The organism is Cellulomonas sp. P4_A2, assembly GCF_056402515.1.
Genome location: NZ_JBFUHG010000011.1, coordinates 103,844 through 116,777, shown reverse-complemented (window position 1 = coordinate 116,777; position 12,934 = coordinate 103,844). Strand labels below are relative to the sequence as shown.

General features: G+C 71.8%; 14 protein-coding genes and 1 tRNA gene. 5 read left to right on the top strand and 10 right to left on the bottom strand.

The window, feature by feature from the left end:
- Window positions 1-50 precede the first annotated feature (50 nt).
- From AC1DUE_RS12540 to AC1DUE_RS12530, 3 genes are all read right to left on the bottom strand, one after another.
- Complete coding sequence (locus AC1DUE_RS12540) at window positions 51-254, bottom strand: cold-shock protein (RefSeq protein WP_477039755.1); 204 nt, start codon at window positions 252-254, stop codon at window positions 51-53.
- 131 nt (window positions 255-385) lie between these two features.
- Complete coding sequence (locus AC1DUE_RS12535) at window positions 386-973, bottom strand: LytR C-terminal domain-containing protein (RefSeq protein ID WP_477039754.1); 588 nt, start codon at window positions 971-973, stop codon at window positions 386-388.
- Window positions 974-1,092: 119 nt separating this feature from the next.
- Window positions 1,093-1,407, bottom strand: coding sequence for a DUF3263 domain-containing protein (locus AC1DUE_RS12530; RefSeq protein WP_477039753.1), 315 nt, complete (start codon window positions 1,405-1,407; stop codon window positions 1,093-1,095).
- A 125-nt stretch (window positions 1,408-1,532) separates the two neighbouring features.
- Here AC1DUE_RS12530 and AC1DUE_RS12525 point away from each other — a divergent pair, with 125 nt between their 5' ends.
- Both AC1DUE_RS12525 and AC1DUE_RS12520 read left to right on the top strand, forming a co-directional pair.
- On the top strand, window positions 1,533-2,210 hold the full coding sequence (locus AC1DUE_RS12525) for a uracil-DNA glycosylase (RefSeq protein WP_477039752.1): 678 nt from the start codon (window positions 1,533-1,535) through the stop codon (window positions 2,208-2,210).
- Window positions 2,211-2,243: 33 nt separating this feature from the next.
- Window positions 2,244-3,047 carry an SGNH/GDSL hydrolase family protein gene (locus AC1DUE_RS12520; protein ID WP_477039751.1) on the top strand — a complete coding sequence of 268 codons (804 nt, stop codon included), beginning with the start codon at window positions 2,244-2,246 and terminating at the stop codon, window positions 3,045-3,047.
- Between the two features lie 29 nt (window positions 3,048-3,076).
- Here the strand turns inward: AC1DUE_RS12520 and AC1DUE_RS12515 are convergent, their stop codons facing one another.
- The 5 genes from AC1DUE_RS12515 to AC1DUE_RS12495 form a co-directional block, all read right to left on the bottom strand.
- Window positions 3,077-3,973 carry a ricin-type beta-trefoil lectin domain protein gene (locus AC1DUE_RS12515; protein WP_477039750.1) on the bottom strand — a complete coding sequence of 299 codons (897 nt, stop codon included), beginning with the start codon at window positions 3,971-3,973 and terminating at the stop codon, window positions 3,077-3,079.
- Between the two features lie 35 nt (window positions 3,974-4,008).
- Complete coding sequence (locus AC1DUE_RS12510; RefSeq protein ID WP_477039749.1) at window positions 4,009-4,860, bottom strand: hypothetical protein; 852 nt, start codon at window positions 4,858-4,860, stop codon at window positions 4,009-4,011.
- Complete coding sequence (locus AC1DUE_RS12505) at window positions 4,857-5,474, bottom strand: signal peptidase I (protein WP_477039748.1); 618 nt, start codon at window positions 5,472-5,474, stop codon at window positions 4,857-4,859. Before AC1DUE_RS12505 ends, AC1DUE_RS12510 begins: the two co-directional genes overlap by 4 nt.
- A gap of 25 nt (window positions 5,475-5,499) precedes the next feature.
- Window positions 5,500-5,919, bottom strand: a complete 420-nt coding sequence (locus tag AC1DUE_RS12500) for a hypothetical protein (RefSeq protein WP_477039747.1) — start codon at window positions 5,917-5,919, stop codon at window positions 5,500-5,502.
- Between the two features lie 207 nt (window positions 5,920-6,126).
- Entirely contained in the window at window positions 6,127-7,299 is a 1,173-nt protein-coding gene (locus tag AC1DUE_RS12495; RefSeq protein WP_477039746.1) for a sensor histidine kinase, read from the bottom strand.
- Window positions 7,300-7,412: 113 nt separating this feature from the next.
- On the opposite strand from AC1DUE_RS12495, the gene AC1DUE_RS12490 reads away from it, so the two are divergent.
- The 3 genes from AC1DUE_RS12490 to AC1DUE_RS12480 all read left to right on the top strand — a co-directional run bounded on the left by AC1DUE_RS12490 (window position 7,413) and on the right by AC1DUE_RS12480 (window position 11,673).
- Window positions 7,413-8,084 (top strand): response regulator, encoded by a 672-nt coding sequence (locus AC1DUE_RS12490; RefSeq protein ID WP_477039745.1) that lies wholly within the window; start codon window positions 7,413-7,415, stop codon window positions 8,082-8,084.
- A gap of 34 nt (window positions 8,085-8,118) precedes the next feature.
- Window positions 8,119-8,739 (top strand): pentapeptide repeat-containing protein, encoded by a 621-nt coding sequence (locus tag AC1DUE_RS12485; protein ID WP_477039744.1) that lies wholly within the window; start codon window positions 8,119-8,121, stop codon window positions 8,737-8,739.
- A gap of 105 nt (window positions 8,740-8,844) precedes the next feature.
- Window positions 8,845-11,673 (top strand): hypothetical protein, encoded by a 2,829-nt coding sequence (locus AC1DUE_RS12480; protein WP_477039743.1) that lies wholly within the window; start codon window positions 8,845-8,847, stop codon window positions 11,671-11,673.
- A 6-nt stretch (window positions 11,674-11,679) separates the two neighbouring features.
- Here AC1DUE_RS12480 and AC1DUE_RS12475 read toward each other — a convergent pair.
- Window positions 11,680-11,753: transfer RNA gene (locus AC1DUE_RS12475), tRNA-Thr, on the bottom strand.
- A 48-nt stretch (window positions 11,754-11,801) separates the two neighbouring features.
- Window positions 11,802-12,827, bottom strand: a complete 1,026-nt coding sequence (locus AC1DUE_RS12470) for a nitroreductase family protein (protein WP_477039742.1) — start codon at window positions 12,825-12,827, stop codon at window positions 11,802-11,804.
- Window positions 12,828-12,934: the final 107 nt, after the last annotated feature.

The window sequence follows — 12,934 nt, the reverse complement described above, 5'->3', positions numbered from 1 at the left end:
ACGGGCCGCGCACCCGGAGGTGGACGGCCCGTCGCCCGACGTGTTCGAGCTCAGAGTGCTCGGACCTGCTCGGCCTGCGGGCCCTTGGTGCCCTGACCGACCTCGAACTCGACGTCTTGGCCCTCGTCGAGGGACCGGTAGCCGTCGATGAGGATCGCGCTGAAATGGACGAACAGGTCGGGCCCCCCGCCGACGGGGGTGATGAAGCCGTAGCCCTTCTCCGCGTTGAACCACTTCACAGTGCCCTGAGCCATCCGGTGCTCCTCGACGCAACTCGGGTGTGCCGGGCGCTCCGCCGGCGCCCGGTGCCGGAGAGCCTAGTGGCGGCGTCCCGCGCCGACCAGGGTCGTGGGACGACTTCCGCTGACCCCTGCGACGGGCCTCGTCAGCTGGAGGGGTCGCTGGCCAGGACCACGGAGATGCCCGTCCCCGCGTCCGCGGCCGAGAGGGTCGCGGTCGGGACGCCCAGGGTCGTCGCGACGAGCTGCGCGGTGGGCGCGAGATCCTCGCTGGCGTAGTAGATGACCGAGTCGGCGGGGGCCGTCCCCGTGAAGTTGCCCGTCGTCACCGCGGTGAACCCGGCGTCGGTGAGCTTCTTGGCCTGGTCGCCGGCCAGGCCGGAGATCTTCGCGGCGTTGAGCACCTCGATCGACGCGGCCATGTTGACGGCGGGCGCCTCGGGCTCGGCGGGCGCGGTCTCGCCGGTGCCGTCCGTCGCGCCGTCCGCCGGGGCGGTCGCGCCGTCGGACGCGGACGGGTCGGTGCCCTGCGAGCTCCCGCTGGTGGGCAGGTCTCCCTGGTTGGCGGCCAGCGTCACGAGCCCGTAGGCGACGAGCGGCGCGACGACGAGCACCGCCACGAACGGCCACCAACGGCTCCACGCCGAGCGCGGGGCCCGGTGCACGCCACGGGCTGCTTCGGGGTTGGGGACGTCGAACTCGTCCTCGGCGTAGTGGGTGTCGGCCTTGCTCACGCCGGACAGGCTAACGGCTCGGACCATGCGCGGGGCGACAACCGGCGCGCACGGTCGCGCATGTCACGTGCAGCGGGACAGACGACGGGCCCGCCGAGCAGGTCCACCGGTGCTCGGGCTCAGGCGTCGCCGAGGCGGCGGGCGGTCGTGCGGGCGCGCTGGCGCGAGGAGCGCATGCGGCGGAGGCGCTTGATGAGCATGGGGTCGTGCGCGAGCGCGGCCGGGTCGTCGATCAGGGCGTTCAGCACCTGGTAGTACCGCGTGGCCGACATGTCGAACAGCTCGCGGATGGCCTGCTCCTTGGCGCCCGCGTACTTCCACCACTGCCGCTCGAACGCGAGGACCTGCTCGTCGCGCTCCGACAGCTGGCCGTGGGACCGGTCGTCCGGGAGGGCGGACGGGTGCGAGTCGATCGAGATCGTCGCGGCGTCCATGCATCCTCCTGGTGCTCGTACAGCTGATCGGCCTCCGTCATCGTAGGCCGGAATGACACCCGTGTCATTCCTGCCCGCGCGTCCCGCGACGACACGCGGGAACCTCACCCCCTATCCTCGCCGTCGTGGCCGCCGCACCCCTGGACCAGCTCGTCGCACCCGACTGGGCAGCCGCCCTCGCGCCGGTCGAGCCGCAGATCCGGGCTGCGGGCCAGTTCCTGCGCGACGAGGTCGCCGCCGGCCGCGGCTACCTCCCGGCAGGCGACGACGTGCTCCGCGCGTTCCGTCGGCCGATGGCGCAGGTCCGGGTCCTCGTCGTCGGCCAGGATCCCTACCCGACCCCGGGCCACCCGATGGGCCTGTCGTTCTCGGTGCAGCCCGACGTGCGTCCGCTGCCCCGCTCGCTGAGCAACATCTTCACGGAGCTCGTCGCCGACGTCGGGGTCGCTCCGCCGGTCAACGGCGACCTGAGCCCGTGGGCCGACCAGGGTGTGATGCTGCTCAACAGGGTGCTGACGGTGCGTCCGGGCACGCCCGCGTCGCATCGGGGCAAGGGTTGGGAGACGGTGACCGACCGCGCGATCGCCGCCCTCGTCGAACGCGGCGGCCCGCTCGTCGCCCTGCTCTGGGGGCGCGACGCGCAGTCGCTCAAGCCGGCCCTGGGTTCGGTGCCGACCGTCGAGAGCGTGCACCCGAGCCCGCTGTCGGCCAGCCGAGGGTTCTTCGGGTCGCGGCCGTTCTCGAAGGTGAACGCGCTGCTCGTCGCGCAGGGAGCATCGCCGGTCGACTGGTCGCTCGCCTGAACGGTTGCCCGGGGGCCCTGGCAGACTGGCGACGTGACTGAGCACTCCCCCGTCCCGCGCTGGTCCCGCTACGTCGCCATCGGCGACTCGTTCACCGAAGGACTCTGGGACGCCCCCGACGGCATGGAGGCCCCGCAGCGGGGCTGGGCCGACCTGCTGGCGTCGCACCTCTCCGAGCGTCGCAAGGCGGCCGGCGAGCCCACGCTCCAGTACGCGAACCTCGCCATCCGCGGCAAGCTGCTCCGCTCGATCCTGGTGGACCAGGTGCCCGTCGCGCTCGGCATGCAGCCGGACCTGGTGAGCCTGGTCGGCGGCGGCAACGACATCCTGCGACCGACCGCGGACATCGACCGGATGGCGCGCAACCTCGAGGCCCGCGTGGTGCGGCTGCGCGAGGCGGGGGTCGACGTCCTGCTGGGCACCGGGTACGACGCCTTCGGCAGCCCGCTGGTCAACGCCACCCGCAGCCGGGTCGGCATCTACAACTCGCTGATCTGGTCGATGGCCCGGCGGCACGGCGCCTACGTGCTGGACACGTGGGGCATGCGCTCGCTGCGCGACTGGCGCATGTGGTCCGAGGACCGCATCCACCTCACGAGCGACGGCCACGCCCGCGTCGCGCAGGCCGCCCTCGTCGGCCTCGGCCTGCAGCCGGACAAGCCCGACTGGGACGACCCGTTGACCCCGCTCCCTCCCACCCCGCGCCTCGCGCGCGCCCGGCAGGACGCCGAGTGGGTCCGGGTGCACGTCTACCCGTGGGCCACCCGGCGGCTGCGCGGGAGGTCCAGCGGCGACCTGCGCGTGCCCAAGCGGCCGCAGCTCAGCCCGCTGGACTGAGCTCGTCGGTCCGTCGGGCATTCAGCCTTCTACGGAATTGCGGCCCCGCTGATCAGGGTGAGCGCCCATTCCTGGTTCCCGTGGTAATCGATGCAGTGGTAGAGGATCTGGGGCGTCCCGTCTGTGGCCGCCTCGCCCTCGTTGTCGAGGCACCCGTTGTTCGTCGGGTCCGGCGTCCACCACAGTCCCGACACCCACTGGAACGTGCCCGGGTCGGAGCTCGCGCTGTCCATCGTCCATTGCATCCCCGCGAGCGCCGCGCAGTTCTTGATCTGCAGGTAGTTGACGTCGGAAGCGGTGTTGTTCGGTACCGCGAGGCAGAAGCCGCCCGCGCGCAGCGTGCCGTCGCTCATCTGGGCCCAGCGCTGCCTCGTCGGGACGGCCCCGTTCGCGCAGGTGGCGATCACGACCGGCTGACCGTCGGCCAGCGCAGCGTTGCTGCTGCCGTTGTTGCCGGCGTTCACGGTGAGGCACTTGCCGTGCTGGTTCTCCCGCATCGACACGGTGCGCGTCGTCGTCGGGGTCCCGGGGGTCCAGGTCCCGGGCAGCTGCCACCCGCCGATCGTCACGTAGACGCGCTGCGCGACCATCGCCGTGAACGAGCCGACGTTCATCGTGATCGACGTCGTCGTGGTGGTGGTGATCGTCGCGCTCGCCGACGCCAGCTGCGCGGCCGACCAGGTCGACGAGAGCTTGGGGTTGTAGACCGACACCGAGATGGTCTTCCCGACGCAGTTCGCCGCGTCGATGTTGTTGACGACGAGCCTCGTCGCGGGGACGTTGTTGGTGATGACCGCGACCGTCTGCGAGGTGCACCGGTTCTGGCCGGAGCTGAAGGGCTTCAGCTTCGACGTCATCGTGATGCGCGCCGCGCTCGCCATCGACTGACCGAGGAGCGCGAGCACGAGCAGACCCACCACGGCCACGAGCCACGCGTAGCGCCTCGACCTCCCGCGCGTCCTCACGGGCACACGTACAGGTCGTCGCCGGCGGCCGCGGTCGCGTGACCGTTGAGGTACACGCTGACGGTCTTGCCACCGCCGACGAGCGCCGTGTTGGGGCCGGCCTGCCCGGTGAGCACCAGCATCGGCATCTGCGCGCACGTCCACCCGGCACCGAGCGCGGACTGGTTGTTGTGGTGCATGGACCGCGCGACGAACGGGAAGCTCGAGCTGGCCAGGTTGATCGTGATCTGCCACTGCACGTTCGTCGAGGCCGACGGGCTGGAGACCGCGAAGTACGCGTTGTAGTCCGAGTAGGGCGAACCCCACTTGTCCAGGCTCGTCAGCGTCGCCGTGCACGTCAGCGACGGGTTGTTCAGCGCGACGCAGGTGACCAGCGGCGCGGTGCTCGGGTTCGAGTACGTCCAGGTGCCGGCCACGGGCCAGCCGCCGAGGGTGACGTAGACCTTCTGCGACGACGAGGGCGTGAACGACGAGGTCGACGTCAGCGTCATCGTCGCGGCGTTGACGACCCCGGTCACCTCGAGCTTCTTCGCGGCGGCCCAGGTGGCGACCGTGGGGTCGTACACGGCGACGACGAGCGTCTTGCCCGCGCACCCGGTGGTGTCGAGGTTGCCGACGGTCAGGCTGCTCGCGGTGCCCGACGTCGCGGGCGTCGTGACGCTCACCGTCTGGGAGGTGCAGCGGTCCGCGATCTGGGCCTTCGGGGCCTTGCCGCCGATGAGCGTCAGCGCGGAGGCGCTGGACACCGACGCGCTCGCGACGGCGAGCACGAGGATCGCGAGCATGGCGAGGAGGGCGTTGCGGTGGCGCTGGGTGAGCGCGGCGCGCACCGAGGTGCGCGCGGTCACGAGTCCGCGTCCGCGGTGTCCGCGCCGGCGAAGATCTCGGCCAGGTCGGTGTCGACGGGCTCGTCGGGGTCGGCGGCCTCGGTCTCGTCGGACCCGGTCTCGTCGGACTCGTCGTCGTCCTCGCCACGGGGCCACAGGAACAGGGCGATGGCGATGACGAGCAGCGACGCCCACACGAACGGGGAGGCGAGCGCCGTGGTGACCAGCCCGATGCGGGGCAGGTGGAACTGCGCGATGCCGACGACCTCGTCGTCGGTCGGCGTGAAGGGGTCCATCCAGTCGTTGTTGTCGCCCTGCATCAGCCACCCGGCGGTCCCGTCGCCACCGACGACGCGGTGGATGACGTGACCGTTCAGACCCTCGGGCTGGTAGACGACGACGTCACCGACGGCCGGCTCGCCGCAGCGCGCAACGACCAGGTCCCCGGTGTTGTAGGTCGGCTCCATCGAGTGGCCCGACACGACGATGAGCTGCGTGCAGCCACCGAGGCTGGCGGGCCACAGCAGCACCGCCGCGGCGACGGCGAAGGACCAGAAGAGGACGGAGACGACAGCACGCCGCACCCGGCGCCCGGCAGGGGCGTCAGGTGCGGCGTGCAGAGCCGTCTCGCTCACGACATCAGGTCCGTCGAGGGTTCGATCAGTTGTAGATCGTGACGGCGACGCGCGTGATGGCGTCCGCCGACTGGGCCGCGCTGAGCGGGAGCGTCAGGACGCCGCCCGCGACGTTGCCGGTGAACTCGGTGCCGAGCAGGACGTTGCCCGAACCGAGCAGCGCGACCTTGTACTTGGCGGCGACCGCGGGCAGCGCGCAGCCGGCGTCGAAGCTCGTCAGCGTCAGGCTGGCCGACGTGTAGGTGCCCGCGGTGAGCGCCGGAGCGGTGAAGGCGACGGCGATGGAGCTGGTCTGGCAACCCGTGACGTCCTTGACGCCGGCCTGCAGCTGCGGCGCACCCGTCAGGTTCAGCGCGGACGCCGACGCGAGCGAGAGACCCGCGACACCGAGGATGGCGAGGCCGATGGCGAGGCCCTTGCGGGACTTCTTGGACTTGGTGCTCATGGTGATCTCCTGATGGGTAAGCGGCCGGGAATCGGCGACTCACCGACACCCGCTCACGACGACCGTTGGACGGCTGTCCGTGAACGTATGTGTCTTCGGCAACTTCACTCGTTTGGTCCTAGGTGGCAGCACCTGGGGGGCCAGACATGCCCGTTTCTTTCACCCATGGCAATTCGGAGGAATGCGACAAAGGGCATTCAAGAATTGCTACAGCGCACCCGTCCCGAGCGGCAACCAGGCGTCCAGGTGGGCGCCTTTATCACCTCCGGGTTTCAGCTCGAGTCGCCCTCCGACCAGCGACAACCTCGTGTCGAGCCGGGCGGTACCGGACGGAATGCCCGCGGACGTCGGGTCGTAGAGCTCGCCGTCGTTCTGGACGCCGACGTGCAGAAGGCCGTCCGACACGTCCAGGACGACCCGGACGGATGCGGCAGGACCGTGCTTGAGCGAGTTGGTGATGCCCTCCTCGACCACGCGCACGGCGAGCAGGCGCTCGCTGACCGTGAGCGAGCCGCTCTCGGGGTCGTCGAGCTTGCGCACGGCGTCGCTGACGACGAGCTGGGTGGCGACGCTGGCCGGGATCCTGCCGAGCAGCGCACGCAGCGCCGGGACCAGGCCCAGCTCGAGGCGCTCGGGGTAGAGGAGCCGGCTCATCTCGCGCACGTCGATCTCGCGGGCCTCGTCGAGCTCGGCACGGATCCACTCCACGCTCGCGCGGCTCTCGTCGTCGAGTGCGTCCTGGTCGTGCCGGGCGAGCAGCGAGGCGAGGCGTGCGTCGACGAGCACGAGCTTCGACTGGAGCGTGCCGTGCAGCCCCTCGGCGACCGCCCGGCGCACCCGGATCTCCTCCTGCTCGAGCGCCTTGACGGCCACCTCGATGTGCACGGCGTCGCGGGTCCCCGCGCGGATCCGGTCCCGCATCGCGCGGCGCGAGACCATGGCCCACATCCCGATCAGGCCGGAGATCGTGCCCATGAGGAAGCCGCTGAACAGCTCGGCGTCGCGCACAGCACCCTCGGGGTCGGCGTAGATGCCGAGGGCGAGCTGCGTGCCGTACCGGGCGGCCGCGCCGACGCAGGCCGACACGACGACCGCACCGAGCACCAGGATGACGCCGCGCGCGCGGTGGGCCCGGACGAGCGCGAGCGCCCCGACCAGGGCGAGGACGCCGACGACGTTCGCGGCGATCCGGCTCCACACGGGCGCGACGGTCCAGTTGGTCACGTAGACCGAGTAGACGTAGGTGGACTGCAGCGCGGCACCGAACCCGTAGCCGAGCGCGATGCCGGCGGTCCCGCGCAGGAGCGTGCGACGGTCCCGTCGCTCGTCGTCGAGGCGCACGGCTACGGCCGCTGCCGAGTCCGCCGACGGCATCGTCATCTGCGCTCCTTCGTCCGTCGCGGGCGGTGCCACCGCGGGAATCCACCGATTTCGTCCGGTCCGACCGGGCGCGTGGGCGCACAACCGAGCGGTTCCCGACGATACTGGTGCCGATGAGCACACCCAGCCACCAACCGATCCGCGTCGCCGTCGTCGAGGACCAGCCGCTGTTCCGATCGATGCTCGAGCACACCCTGGCATCCACGCTCGGGCTCGACGTCGTCGTCGCGATCGGCACGGCCACCGAGGCCGCCCGGATGATCAGGCCGGGGCTGGTCGACGTCGTGATCCTCGACATCGACCTCCCCGACGGCAACGGCATCGCGCTGGGTGTCACGCTCCGCCGTCGCATGCCCGGGCTGGGCATCCTGCTGCTCTCCGCGCACGACGCCATGGACCTGCTCCTGGACCTGCCCCCCGACGTCGCCGCCGGTTGGTGCTACCTGTCCAAGAACTCCTCCACCAGCGAGGAGGTCCTGATCGGCGCCGTGCGTGCGGCAGCGACCGGCGAGACGGTCCTCGACCCGGCCCTGCTCGCGCGCATGACCCCGCGCGCCGGATCGGCGGTGGCGCGCCTGACCGACCGCCAGTACGAGGTGCTCCGGCTGCTCGCGTCGGGCCTGTCGAACGCGGGCATCGGCGACCGCCTCGGCATCACGGAGAAGTCCGTACAGAACCACGTCAACGGGATGTACGCCACGCTCGGCATCGACAGCGACCCCAAGCGCAACCCGCGGGTGAGCGCGGCGCTGCGCCTGCTCGAGCAGACCGGTCCCACCAGCTGACCTGCATGTCGGCGGCATGGGCCATGATCGACGGATGGCCGAACGCCGGGGCGGCGAGCCCGCACCCCTGACCACCAGCACCGTCCGCGGCGAGGACTGGTACGCCCGCGACCTCTCCGGCGCGACGTTCTCCCGGGTCGAGTTCGTCGACCTCGACCTGACGGAGTCGTTCGGCGTCGGCGCGGCCTTCGAGGAGTGCACGTTCCGGCACGCGAAGTTCAACGCCTCGGCGCACACCGACGCGGCCTTCATCAACTGCACGTTCTCGCGGTCGACGTTCTTCGACGCCCGCTTCGAGCGCTGCAAGCTGATCGGCTCCCTGTTCGACGGCTGCACGTTCGACATCACCAAGGTCGAGGGCGGCAACTGGTCGTTCGTCGGGATGCCCGGCGCGGACCTGCACTCGGCGACGTTCACCGGCGTCAACCTGCGCGAGGCCGACCTGACCGGACTGCGCGCCCCAGGCGGCACGCTGCGCGACTGCGACCTCACGTCCGCCTGGCTGCACCTGTCGGACCTGTCGGGCTGCGACCTGCGCGGCAGTCTCCTGTCGGGCATCGACCCCGCCACCGTGAACCTCGACCGCGCGATCATCACGCTGCCGCAGGCCGTGGTGATCGTCGAGGCGATGGGGCTGGACCTGCGCGTGGAATGACGTCCTCGCCGGTGGGTGAAAACGGCATTCGGGACATTCCCGCCCCGGCGGGGCGCCGATAGCGTCGACCAGGGCCGTCCGGCCCGGCCGACCGGGGGGACCGTCATGGGACTGCTCGCCACCTTGCGGCGCAAGCCGCCGCCCGAGCCGGCTGCCGAGCAGGGGCCCGCCGTCCTGGAGCTGCGGATCCACGGCATCTCGAACACGCCGCCTGCGGGGATGCTCGAGCTGACGCCCGGGCAGGTCGAGCAGGTCGACGGCGACGAGCTCGGCTCCTTCTGGGTACCGACCGAGGCGGCCCAGGCGGCCGTCGCCAAGCTCCCCGCCGACGACCCCCGTCAGGTCCCGCTCGGGGTGCGACGCGAGGCGTACTCGTGGGGTGCGATGGCGCGTCTGGCGAGCGTCCCCGGGCTCGGCGCGCTCAGCGGCACGGTCGCGGGCGTGATCCGGGCGCTGTGGGTCGTCATCATCCCCTTCGGGCTCGCGAACGTCGCGTACTGGACGCTCGACCTCACGGAACCCCGCGGGAAGCGTCGCGGTTCGGCGGCCGGCGCGCTGGTCCGCCTCTTCGGCCTCGTGCTCACCCTGCTCTGGGTGGCCACCGCAGCGACGGTCTTCCTGTGGACGATCGCTGCCCAGTGCTACGGCCCGATGACGGCCGAACCGGTCGCGCACGTGCAGGTGTGCGCCGCCATGCCCTCGTTCCTCGACTCGTGGGCGCGGTGGGACGCCGGACCGCGCACCGCGGTGCTCGCGCTGCTCGCGGCGCTCGCCGTCCTCGCGCTCGGCGCCGTCGGCTCGACCGGGAACGTGCGCTACGAGAGCCGGCGCTCGATCACGAACGCCACCGGTGGGACGAGCGACCTCACCGAGAAGGCCAACGCGGGCCGCTGGCCGGTCCTGGCCCGGCACGGGTTCTGGGCGCACGCCAAGCAGTCGAGCGCGCTGTGGCTCAACCACCTCACGGCCGCGTTCGCCCTGCTGACGTTCGTGCTCGCCTGGCACTACCTCTACTACGCCACGCCCCAGTGCTGGTTCGGCCAGGACTTCGGGACCAACGGCTGCCTCGACCCGGCCGCCTGGCAGTCGCAGGACGGGTCGACGCGCTGGGCCGTCCTGGTCGTGGTGGCGGCGCTCCTGCTGCTCGTGGCCGCGCTCCGCGTCGCGATGCTCCGGATCGACCCCGCCGGCATCGACCGCCGGACCATGCACGAGGAGCCGCCGCCCGTCCGCCGCGGGCCGGACGTGGTCGCGCTGCTGATCTCGGTCGTGGTGTTCGCCGCGTGCGAGCTGTTCGTCGCCGGCACGGGCGATCAGGCCGTCACGCCCGACCTGTCCGCCGACCAGCTGCCGGCGACGGGGACCGTGCCGTTCGTCGGGCTGGACGCGGTCCCGACCGTGCTCGTCGGCATCCTCGTGGTGCTGTGCCTGGTCGCGGTGGGGCTGCGCGGACGCCTGCCTGCCTTCGTGTGGGGGTCACTGACGGCGGTCGCCGCCCTCGCGTCGGTCGCCGCCGTGTGGTGGGACGACACGACGGCGTCCCCCGTGCTGTGGGGCGTCGCGGTCGCGGCCGCCGTGATCCTGGTCGTGGTGGCGCTCGTCGCGAACTCGCGCCAGCCGAACCGCGCGCTCATCGGCTTCGGCGGGCACGCGCCGTTCGTGTTCCTGAGCATCGCCGCGGGAGCGGCGATGGTGCTCAGCGCCGCGCTCGTCGCCGGCGTCACCGCCTGGCTCGAACGGCCCGGGGCACCCGAGAACGTCGCGCTGGACAAGGACGTGCAGGCCGCCCTCGATGCGGCGGACACGCTGCGGCGGCCCGTCCAGATCACGCTGACCGACGCCGTGCACCTCACACCCTCGGCCGCCTACCGCGACTTCGCGATCGTCAGCGTGCTCGGCCTCGCGGTCCTCGCGCTCTTCATCGTGGTCATGCTCCTGCGCGCGGCCGTCCTGCGGCGCATCCCTGTGCCGGACGTGCCCGGCGGCCAGAGCACGGTGGACGGCGCGCTCCAGGCGAGCCGGCACAACGCCGCCCTGGCGCACCGCGCCGAACGCGTGGTCGGCACCCTCGGCACGATCTTCTGGTTCGCGATCGCGGCGTCGCTCGTGCTGCGCGGGTTCCGGGACCAGCTCCAGGAGGACGGCGGGCAGCTCTGGTCGTTCATGACCGCCTGGGCCGGACCCGCGATCGGCCTCGCCGCGGGCCTGCTCTTCACCAGCGTCGTGCTCGCGGGCTCGAAGAAGTCGCTGACCCGGCCGTGGGGGCTGCTCTGGGACCTGATGTGCTTCCTTCCCCGGGCAGCCCACCCGTTCGCACCGCCCTGCTACGCGGAGCGCGCCGTCCCGGAGCTGCGCTCGCGCATCGACAGCTGGCTCGGCGGGCTCGACGTCGCGGAGAAGGACCGCGCGTCCCTGCCGCCGCGGTCGGTCGTCCTGTCCGCGCACAGCCTCGGTGCCGTCCTGGCGGTCGGCGCGCTCTTCGCGCGGTGGGACGCGGTCGACGGGTCGGGCCCGACCGACCGCCGCGTCGCCCTGCTCACCTACGGCACCCAGCTGCGGCCCCTGTTCGGCCGGTTCTTCCCGGAGCTCCTGGGGCCAGGTGCTCTCGGCACGCACGCCATCCGGGCGCCCCGCGTCTGGGCCGCCGACCCGTGGACCCTCGCGCCGCCGACCCCCGCGCCGCCCGGTCTGACCGTCGTCGACTCCCTGACCACGCCCGGCAACGGCGACCTGCGCTGGCGCAGCCTGTGGCGACGGACCGACTACATCGGCTTCCCCGTCGACGACTACGTCGGCTCCCCCATCGACCGGCCGGCGCAGGAGGAGGACACCACGACCTACCTGTTCTCGATCGGGACGCACCTGAACTACCCACGGGCGCCGCAGTACCGCGAGCAGCTCGACGAGCTGGTGGCGATGCTGAAGCGTCCGTGATCTGGGAGCCCCCTATCGGATTCGAACCGATGACCCCCTGTTTACAAGACAGGTGCTCTGGCCAACTGAGCTAAGGAGGCGGGCAGCGACAAGAGTACCGAGGACTGCGGCCCGGCCCGCACCGCCGCCTACGGCGTGAGAGGACGGAGCGCGTCGGCGACCGGGGGGCGTGGCGACGAAGCCACGGTCGTGACGTCGTTCAGGTGCCCGATCGCGACGCAGGCGATGATGACGTCGCCCGGCTCGAGGTCGAAACGCTCGCGGAAGCGCCGATCGATGTCTGGCCCCTTGCTCCAGTTGAGGCACACGGTGCCGAGGCGACGCACGTGCAGACCCAGCAGGAACGACATGAGGAACATCCCGCCGTCGGTCCACGCCTGCATCCGCTCACCGGGGCCCCAGAAGTTGCGCAGGGACGCCGTCACCACCGCGACGCACGGGACGTTCTCGGCGAAGCCTCGGGCGCCGCCCTGGATGGCCAGCGCATCCCGGATCGCATCCGGGTCCTGCGTGACGTACACCCGGCAGAACTGGCGGTTGCAGACAGCCGGGCTCGACTGGGCGGCGCGCACCGCGAACTCGAGGTCCTCCTGCGCTACTGCTCCAGCCGCGAAGTGGCGCACGGACCGCCGGGTGGTGAAGAAGTCGAGGTCGACCGACCCGACCGCGGAGTCCAGGTGCGACAGGTGGAGCTCGCGCACACCTCCGGTCATCGGCAGCCGTGCCGCGGCCTCGTCGGACAACGCGTCGAGGGGTTCGGCCGCGAGCGCCGCCGTGACGGCCGCGTCGTCCGCGTTGAACGCCTGGTAGGCCCGCAGCGCGCCCATGGCCGCCGCGGTCACCTCGTCGTCGCCGTAGCGCGCGCGGTAGGTCCGCAGGTACCCGACGAGCGCCAGGGCGTTCTTCAGGCCGTGCCCGGGCTCCGGCGCCGGCAGCGCGAGCCCCTTCTCGAGGTTGTGGTAGCGCTCGGTCACGCGGCTGGCGAGGTTCTGCCTGCTCGCGTGGGGCCCCATGGACGACGAGTACTGGAAGTACCGCTCGCGGTCGTAGCGGTAGGCCTCACGCAACCCCCTGGAGATCCTCGCGCCCTTGCGCAGGCCCACGACGCGGTCCGGGAGCACCGCCTTCGCCGCGGACTTCACCGGTCTCAGCATGCGCCTGACTGTGGACAACTGGCCTCCTCAGGACGGGGCGGGGCAGTGAGGCTCTGACCGCGGACGGCGGTCACGCCACGCTCGGAGATCATAAGGAAGCAAGCGAC

Bases quoted from the DNA above. Each gene is read 5' to 3' on its own strand.
- AC1DUE_RS12480 (WP_477039743.1), top strand. From the start codon at position 8,845: ATGGGACTGCTCGCCACCTTGCGGCGCAAGCCGCCGCCCGAGCCGGCT.
- AC1DUE_RS12530 (WP_477039753.1), bottom strand. From the start codon at position 1,407: ATGGACGCCGCGACGATCTCGATCGACTCGCACCCGTCCGCCCTCCCG.
- AC1DUE_RS12495 (WP_477039746.1), bottom strand. From the start codon at position 7,299: ATGACGATGCCGTCGGCGGACTCGGCAGCGGCCGTAGCCGTGCGCCTC.
- AC1DUE_RS12470 (WP_477039742.1), bottom strand. From the start codon at position 12,827: ATGCTGAGACCGGTGAAGTCCGCGGCGAAGGCGGTGCTCCCGGACCGC.
- AC1DUE_RS12490 (WP_477039745.1), top strand. From the start codon at position 7,413: ATGAGCACACCCAGCCACCAACCGATCCGCGTCGCCGTCGTCGAGGAC.
- AC1DUE_RS12500 (WP_477039747.1), bottom strand. From the start codon at position 5,919: ATGAGCACCAAGTCCAAGAAGTCCCGCAAGGGCCTCGCCATCGGCCTC.
- AC1DUE_RS12485 (WP_477039744.1), top strand. From the start codon at position 8,119: ATGGCCGAACGCCGGGGCGGCGAGCCCGCACCCCTGACCACCAGCACC.
- AC1DUE_RS12540 (WP_477039755.1), bottom strand. From the start codon at position 254: ATGGCTCAGGGCACTGTGAAGTGGTTCAACGCGGAGAAGGGCTACGGC.